Source organism: Ramlibacter sp., assembly GCF_035627355.1.
Lineage (GTDB): Bacteria > Pseudomonadota > Gammaproteobacteria > Burkholderiales > Burkholderiaceae_C > Ramlibacter.
On the sequence record NZ_DASPLW010000079.1, the window covers coordinates 1 to 7,979 of the forward strand.

Consider the following 7,979-nt stretch of genomic DNA (forward strand, 5'->3'; position numbering starts at 1 on the left):
GCTGCGCGAAGGCTGCTTCACCGACCTGGTGCGGCAGTACGTGCCGGCCGAGTCGGTGGAGGAGCAGTGGGACATCCCGGGCCTGGAGAAGGTGCTGGCCGAGGAGTGGGACATCCACCTGCCGCTGCAGCAGGAGGTGCAGGCCTCCAGCGCCATCACCGACGAGGACATCGTCGAGAAGGTGCTGGCGGCGGCCAACGAGGCCTTCGAGCGCAAGGTGGAAGCCGTCGGCAAGGCGAACTTCACCCAGTTCGAGCGCATCGTGCTGCTGCAGAGCATCGACACCCACTGGCGCGAGCACCTGTCCGCCCTCGACTACCTGCGCCAGGGCATCCACCTGCGCGGCTACGCGCAGAAGCAGCCCAAGCAGGAATACAAGCGCGAGGCCTTCGAACTCTTCGGGCAGCTGCTCGACTCGGTCAAGAACGAGGTCACCCGCATCCTCATGACGGTCAAGGTGCAGTCGGGCGAGCAGCTCGAGCAGGCGGCCGAGGACATGGAAGAGCGCGCCGAACGCATCGCCAACGTCACCTACACGGCACCCAACGAGACGGGCGAGGCGGAGAGCCGGCTCGACGAGAGCACGGCCGTGGCGCGACCGACGGCCGCCGCCGCGGCGATGGCCGCTTCGGGCGGCATCCCCCGGGTCGGCCGCAACGATCCCTGCCCCTGCGGCAGCGGCAAGAAGTACAAGCATTGCCACGGCAAGCTGGCCTGAGTCCCGGCGGCCGGCCCGTTTCGGCGGCTGCTCCGGGAACGTCCCAGCAAGTGCCTGTCAGAACTGACAGGGTTGCCACAGCCGGTGCCGCCGCATTGGCCTTGAATGCGGCGATGCCACGCCCCACGCAGCTCCCCCGGATGGCACCTGGCCGCGTGCAGGCCGGCCGGGAACGGGGAGCGGCAGGCGCCTCAGGTCGCGACGCGGCGTTGCGGCTGGCGGGCCAGCCAGTGGCTGTAGCCCGCATCGTCCAGGCCCGGCGCATCCAGCACGAACCACGCCGCCAGCAGCGGGCCGCCATCGCCGACCGGCAGGGCGGCGGCCAGCTGGGGCGGCTGCCGCAGGGACTGGCTCACCTCCACGCTCGCCAGCTGGTGGCCGGCGCGGATCGCGGCGACGCTGGCCGCGTCCAGGCCTTCGAGCTGGGCCATCTCGGCCAGCGCCGGCAGCGTGGCGGGCGTCTCCAGCTGGAGCCAGCCGGCGCGGCCGGCCGCGTCCAGGCCCAGCACGCCGAATGGGTCGCCGATCACCACGTGCTCCACCCAGCGCCCGGCCGCGAGCAGGGCCAGGTCGCGTTCCACCCCCGGCGCGCGCAGCAGCGCCAGCTGCTCGGGCTTGAGCGTCGCGCGCCAGGTCTGCGCATGGGTGGGGTGCGGCGAGGCCATGAGGCGTTCCACGACTTCGTGCAGCCGCTGGCCGATGTCGCCGGTCTGCTTGGGGATGAACTGGTCGATCAGCCCGCTGTTGAAGGCGTCGATCGCGATCTGGTCGTCGGCCTGGCCGGTGAGCAGCACGCGCGCACCCGGCCAGTCGCCCATCTCGGCCAGCACCTGCAGGCCGTCGATCTCCGGCATGGAGTAGTCCACCATGAACGCGCGCGTGAGCGCGAACCGTTCGCTGTTGCGGGCCCAGTAGGTGAGCACCTGCGGGACCAGCGGGCGGCCGGCGCGCCACTGGTCGACCAGCTCCTGCTGGCTCCAGGCATCGGCCTCCCAGAACGGCAGTTCCTGCTGCAGCCGGGCCATGCACTCGCGCGGCTGCGCGAACAGCCGGGCGTGCCAGCCGCGCGGCACCACCATGGCCAGCATCTCCAGGTAGTCCGGATCGTCGTCCAGGAAGGCGAGCGTGCCGGGTCGGCTGCAAAGGGGGAAGGTCATGCTTGCGGGGTGGCCGGTTCCCTATGGACGCGCGATGTACAGCCGCGCCGGCGCGGGGCGGGCAGCAGGAAGGGTACGGGCGGGGTCCATGGTTCGGGTGGTCTGAACGGTCACACGATGCTGCTATTGTCACAGCCCGGCGCCAGATGACATCCGGGCGAATGGGCGAGCCTGCTAACTTTGACAGTGTGGACCTGGACACGGTCCTGAGCGACTGGGTGGGCGCGTTGCGCGACCTCTCGGTCGAGGCGATCGCGGTCCTCGGTCCCGACCCCTTCGGCACGCCGGAGGACCGGCAGGTGGTCGCCGTCCATCCGCCGCCGCTGGCCAATGCCGCCCAGGCGCTGGCCGACAGCGCCGATTTCGGCGTCGCCTGGCGCGATTCGGACGCCCCGCTGGTGGCCTGGCAGTACATCGCCCGTTCCGACGAGCAGCCGGGCAGCCGCTGGCGCCTGCTCTGGACGGCGCACGGCTACCAGACCGTGGTGCGCGTCGAGTTCCCCCTGCCGGCCGGACGGGCTTTCGAGTGCTTCATGTTCAGCCCGCGCGCCCTGGGCGACCGCGGCGAGGCGGCCGCGCTGGTGTGGTCGGCGCTGAACGTCTGGCCGCGCGTGAAGCGCTGCATCGCCGCCGAGCGCTCCATGCTCAGCCCGCGCGAGCGCGAATGCCTGGTGCTGGCGTTCCAGGGACTGACGGCACGCGAGAGCGCCCAGCGCCTGCATTGCGCCGAGCGCACCGTGAACTACCACCTGGCCAACGCCATGGGCAAGCTGCGGGTGGACAGCAAGCTGGCCGCGATCCAGCGTGCGTGCTGGATCGGCGCGATCTGAGGCCGTCCACGGCACACCGCCGCGCGAGGGGGACTGTCCGTCGAGGGAGGCTCGCTGCAGTGGAGGCGGTATATTGGCGCACCCTCCGCCCTGCCTTCGAGAGCCATGGACTCCTCCCACGACCGCACGGCTTCCCTGATGACGCCGGCCAAGCTGGCGCAGGTGGCTGCCGCCGCGCGCAAGCCGATCTCCCCGGCGGCCTTCCTCGACCAGATGGCCGCCGACGTCGGCCATGCCCACGTCAAGCGGCTGGCCGAGCTCCAGGTGGAACTCGAAGGCCATGGGCGTGAATCGCAGGCCGCCACCATCCAGCCGGCGCTGGCACGGCTGCGGAAGGCGCTGGACCCGCTGGATTTCTCGCTGCTGCAGCCCCAGGGCCTGTGGGCGTCCATGACCGGCAAGAGCCGCAACGCCGGCGCCGGGTTTGCCAGCCGCGTGGAGCAGATCGACGAGCTGGCCAGGGCCTTCGCCGGCGAGGTCCAGTCCGTGCTGCAGCAGCAGCAGGCGCCGGCCGGGGCCGCCGAGCGGGCGCTGGTCGAGTTCGAGGTCGAGTACCGCGCGCTGGACAAGATCATCGACCAGGGCGCGCGCTGGCTGCAGGACATGCGCGGCCAGCTCAAGGCGCGCCATGCGCAGGCAGCGGCCGACCCGGCGGCGCAGGAACAGATCCGGGCCGACGCCGCCCGCTGCGAGACCCTGGTCGGCCGGCTGAAGGCGCTGCGCGCCGCCGCTTCCGCCTCGCAGCAGGCGCACCAGCTGGTGCGCACCACGGCCGAGCGGCGCGCCGCCCTGATGGCGCAGATGCCCCGGGTGATCGGCAACGAGATCCGGGAGTGGCGCTCCCGCCTGGGCACGCTGGCCACGGCGGCCGCTGAAGGCAAGGTCGCCGGGCTCAACCTCGAGGGGCCCAAGGAGGTCCACGAGGAACTGGGCAAGCGGCTCGACCAGCTGCTGGCCGACTGCGGGCAGTTGCGCGCGCAGGAAGAAGCCCTGGCGCGCCAGCTGGCCGTCATGGGCGAGCAGCTCGCGGCGGCCGCGTGACCCTGCTGGCCGTCGACATCGGCAACACGCGCCTGAAGTGGGCGCTGTACGCCGATGCGCGGCCCGGCGCCGAGGTGCTGGCGCACGGCGCCGAATTCCTGGAGCACATCGAGCGGCTGGCCGAAGGTGCCTGGGCCGGCCTGCCGCAGCCGCGGCGCATGATCGGCTGCGCGGTGGCCGCCGACGCCGTGCGGCGCCGGGCCGAGCAGCAGGTGGAGGAGGCCTGGGGCATCTCCTCGCAGTGGGTGCATGCCAGCAGCGACGAGGCCGGCGTGTCCAACGGCTACGACCACCCGGCACGGCTGGGTGCCGACCGCTGGGTCGCCATCATCGGCGCCCGGCACCGCATGCTGGCGCGCGGACCGGCGCGGCCCATGGTCGTGGTCATGGTCGGCACCGCGGTGACGGTCGAGGCGGTGGACGCCGGCGGGCGTTTCCTCGGCGGCTTCATCCTGCCCGGCCACGGCATCATGCTGCGCGCGCTCGAATCCGGCACCGCCGGCCTGCACGTGCCCACCGGCGAGGTGCGCGCCTTCCCCACCAACACCAGCGACGCGCTGACCAGCGGCGGCACCTTCGCCATCGCCGGCGCGGTCGAGCGCATGGTGCAGCACGTGCGCCAGCATTGCGGCGCGGAACCGGCCTGCTACATGACCGGCGGCGCCGGCTGGAAGATGGCGCCGCACATGTCGGTCGACTTCGAGCTGGTCGAAAGCCTCATCTTCGACGGCCTGCTGGAGATCGCCGCCCGGCGCTTCGCCGCGGCCTGACCCGGCGAAGCCCCCGCGTAAAATCATTGCGTCGCTGCGCCAACAGCGACATCCCTACCCAGTCCTTCGCTGGCGCCAGTCCAGCGGCCACCGCGGAACCGGCTTTGCCGGGCCGCTGGTGGCGCCCCCTCGGGGGGAGGCGGCCGAAGGCCGCTTCGGGGGGACCTGTCCTGGCCATGTAGAGGAACACCATGTACAAAAACCTCGCTGCCGTGTTCGCGGCCGCCTTTCTTTCATTCCCCGCCCTTCCCCAGTCGCCGCCCCCGCTGAAGATCGCGTGGGTGCACGTCGCGCCGCTCACGCAGGCCGGCTGGGTGCGCCAGCACGAGGAGGGGCGGCAGGCCGTGCAGGCCGCGCTCGGCGACAAGGTCCAGACCCGCTCGGTCGAGAACGTGCCCGAGGGACCGGATGCCGAGCGCGTGATCCGCGACCTGGCCAGCCAGGGCTACGGCCTGATCTTCACGCCCAGCTTCGGCTACATGGAGCCCACGCTGAAGGTGGCGCGCGACTTCCCGCAGGTGAAGTTCGAGTCCATCACCGGCTACAAGACGGCGCCCAACGTCGCCACGGCCAATGCGCGCTACTACGAGGGCCGCTACCTCGCCGGCGTGGCCGCCGGCCGCATGACCCGCACCCACGTGGCGGGCTACGTGGCGGGCTTCCCGATCCCGGAGGTGTTGCAGGGCATCAACGCGTTCACGCTGGGTATGCGATCGGTCGACCCGGCCGCGCAGGTCAAGGTGATCTGGCTGAACACCTGGTTCGATCCGCCGCGCGAGCGCGAGGCGGCGATGACGCTGTTCAACCAGCAGGCCGACGTGCTGGCCTTCCACAGCGCATCGACCGCGGTCATGACCGCCGCCCAGGAGCGCGGCCGGCTGGCCATCGCCTACCACTCGGACATGCGCTTTGCCGCCCCTGATGCGCAACTGCTGGCGGTGACGCACCACTGGGGCGACTACTACACGCGGCGGGCCCGGCAGGTGCTCGACGGCAGCTGGAAGCCGGGCCAGTCCTGGGGCGGCGTGCGCGAGGGCATGGTGAAGGTGGACCATTTCGGCCCCAAGGTGCCTGCGCCGGTGCGGAACGAGGTGCTGGCGCGCCAGCGCGACATCGCGGCCGGCAAGCTGAACCCCTTCGCCGGCCCGATCCGGGACAACCAGGGGCGCACAGTGGTACCCGCCGGGCAGGCGCTGTCCGACGAGCAGATCCTGGGCATGGACTTCCTGGTGGCGGGCGTGCAGGGCACGCTGGGCAAGTGACCGGACTGCGCTCGGCCGGGGACCCATTCGCCGCGCAGAGGCCCGGCGGGCAGGGCACACTGGGCGCATGAAAGCCTTCCGCGCCGCGCTGCTTCGCTTCGCCGACGATGGCTCGGCCGTGTACGACGAGGACGGCCTGCTGCTGGTGAGCCCGGGCCCGGACGGCCGCGCCTGCGTGCGGGCAGCCGGATCGTGGCAGGCGCTCGCCCCCAACTACCCCGGCGTGGCCGTCGAGCACCTGCCCGGCAAGATCCTGGCGCCCGGCTTCATCGACCTGCACGTGCATTTCCCGCAGACGGACGTGATCGGCTCGCCGGCTGAGGGCCTGCTGCCCTGGCTGGAGCAGTACACCTTCCCGCACGAGGCCCGCTTCGCCGAGCGCGCCTACGCCGACACCATCGCGCCGGTGTTCCTGGACGAGCTGCTGCGCAACGGCGTCACCACCGCGCAGGCCTTCTGCAGCTCGCACCCGGCCTCGGTCGACGCCCTGATGGCGGCGGCGCAGGTGCGCGGCCTGCGGCTGATCGCCGGCAAGGTGCTGCAGGACCGGCACTCGCCGGAGGGGGTGTGCGACCAGACGGAGCAGTCGCTGGCCGACACCGAGGCCCTGATCCGCCGCTGGCACGGACAGGACCGGCTGGGTTACGCGATCACGCCGCGCTTCGCGCCCAGCTGCAGCGAAGCCCAGTTGCGCGGCGCCGGCGAGCTGGCGGCGAAGTACCCCGACGTCTGGATCCAGTCGCACGTGGCCGAGAACCGCGACGAGATCCGCTGGGCGCGCGAGCTGTTCCCGGACGCCCGCAGCTACCTGGCGGTCTACGAGGGCTTCGGCCTGATGCGCGAGCGCGCCATCTACGCCCACTGCATCCACTTCGACGACGAGGACCGGCGGCTGATGCGCAGCACCGGCGCGGCGGCGGCGGTCAGCCCCACCAGCAACCTGTTCCTGGGCAGCGGCTTCTTCGACTACGAGGGCGCCCGGCGTATCGGCTTCCGCCACGGGCTGGCCAGCGACGTCGGCGGCGGCACCAGCTTCAATCCCTTCCACACCATGCTGGCGGCCTACTGCGTGGGCCGCGAAGGCCAGACCAAGCCCGGCATCAGCCTGGCGCCGGCCAACCTGTGGTGGCAGCACACCGCCGGCGCCGCCCAGGCGCTGGGCCTGGACGGCGTGATCGGCAACCTGCAGCCCGGCTGCGAGGCCGACTTCCTGCTGCTGGACCCGCGGGCCACGCCGCTGCTGGCACGAAAGGTGGCGAACGCCGGCAGCCTGGACGAACTGCTGTTCTCGCTGATCGCGCTGGGCGACGACCGGGTGATCGAACGGGCCTGGATAGCCGGCGTGCCGGCGGGTTGACGCAGCGCGGGCCGCCGGGGCGAGCGCCCACCTACAATTCGCGGCCGAGGAGCAGCCGATGACGATCAAGAGCGACAAGTGGATCCGCCGCATGGCCGAGCAGCACGGGCTGATCGAGCCCTTCGAGCCCGGCCAGGTGCGCCAGGTGGAAGGCCGTCGCGTCATCAGCTACGGCACCTCCAGCTACGGCTACGACATCCGCTGCGCGCCCGAATTCAAGGTGTTCACCAACATCCACAGCACGGTGGTGGACCCCAAGAACTTCGACGAGAAGAGCTTCGTGGACTTCCACGACGACGTCTGCATCATCCCGCCCAACAGCTTCGCGCTGGCGCGCACGCTGGAGTACTTCCGCATCCCGCGCAACGTGCTGACCATCTGCCTGGGCAAGAGCACCTACGCGCGCTGCGGCATCATCGTGAACGTCACGCCGTTCGAGCCCGAGTGGGAGGGTTACGTGACGCTGGAGTTCTCCAACACCACCCCGCTGCCGGCCAAGATCTACGCCGGCGAGGGCTGCGCCCAGGTCCTGTTCTTCGAGAGCGACGAGACCTGCGAGACCAGCTACCGCGACCGCGGCGGCAAGTACCAGGGCCAGCGCGGGGTCACCCTGCCCAAGGCCTGAACCCGGCCATCCGCCGCGACTGGCGATCTCGCCGCCGTGGCTGGCTGGCCCGAAGCGGCCATTCCGCTGCGATCCTGTCCTACGGGCGCTTGCGCAGCCGGCGGCATCCGTGGCGCCCGCGCGACCCCTAGCATGGTCGGCACAGGCCACGGCCCCCTTCCCATGCTGACCCGACTGCTGCTCGATCCCCGCGACGGACGGCCGCGCCATCCGGTGTTC

At 71.7% G+C, this 7,979-nt stretch carries 8 protein-coding genes; 7 read left to right on the forward strand and 1 reads right to left on the reverse strand.

Annotated features, from left to right (window positions below):
* Positions 1-718, forward strand: a 718-nt coding sequence (locus VEC03_RS18670; protein WP_324918751.1) for an SEC-C metal-binding domain-containing protein, incomplete at its 5' end; no start/stop codon positions are given.
* Between the two features lie 191 nt (positions 719-909).
* Here the strand turns inward: VEC03_RS18670 and VEC03_RS18675 are convergent.
* Positions 910-1,875: a response regulator gene (locus VEC03_RS18675; protein ID WP_324918754.1), complete on the reverse strand. Its 966-nt coding sequence runs from the start codon at positions 1,873-1,875 to the stop codon at positions 910-912.
* A gap of 188 nt (positions 1,876-2,063) precedes the next feature.
* On the opposite strand from VEC03_RS18675, the gene VEC03_RS18680 reads away from it, so the two are divergent.
* The 6 genes from VEC03_RS18680 (at position 2,064) to dcd (ending at position 7,760) form a co-directional block, all read left to right on the forward strand.
* Entirely contained in the window at positions 2,064-2,705 is a 642-nt protein-coding gene (locus VEC03_RS18680) for a helix-turn-helix transcriptional regulator (protein WP_324918757.1), read from the forward strand.
* A 105-nt stretch (positions 2,706-2,810) separates the two neighbouring features.
* Positions 2,811-3,746, forward strand: a complete 936-nt coding sequence (locus tag VEC03_RS18685; RefSeq protein ID WP_324918760.1) for a hypothetical protein — start codon at positions 2,811-2,813, stop codon at positions 3,744-3,746.
* Positions 3,743-4,516 (forward strand): type III pantothenate kinase, encoded by a 774-nt coding sequence (locus VEC03_RS18690; protein WP_324918763.1) that lies wholly within the window; start codon positions 3,743-3,745, stop codon positions 4,514-4,516. Before VEC03_RS18685 ends, VEC03_RS18690 begins: the two co-directional genes overlap by 4 nt.
* 191 nt (positions 4,517-4,707) lie before the next feature.
* Complete coding sequence (locus VEC03_RS18695) at positions 4,708-5,778, forward strand: BMP family ABC transporter substrate-binding protein (protein ID WP_324918766.1); 1,071 nt, start codon at positions 4,708-4,710, stop codon at positions 5,776-5,778.
* A gap of 67 nt (positions 5,779-5,845) precedes the next feature.
* Positions 5,846-7,135: a guanine deaminase gene (gene guaD, locus VEC03_RS18700; RefSeq protein ID WP_324918769.1), complete on the forward strand. Its 1,290-nt coding sequence runs from the start codon at positions 5,846-5,848 to the stop codon at positions 7,133-7,135.
* A gap of 58 nt (positions 7,136-7,193) precedes the next feature.
* Positions 7,194-7,760 carry a dCTP deaminase gene (dcd, locus tag VEC03_RS18705; protein ID WP_324918772.1) on the forward strand — a complete coding sequence of 189 codons (567 nt, stop codon included), beginning with the start codon at positions 7,194-7,196 and terminating at the stop codon, positions 7,758-7,760.
* The last annotated feature ends 219 nt before the right edge of the window (positions 7,761-7,979 follow it).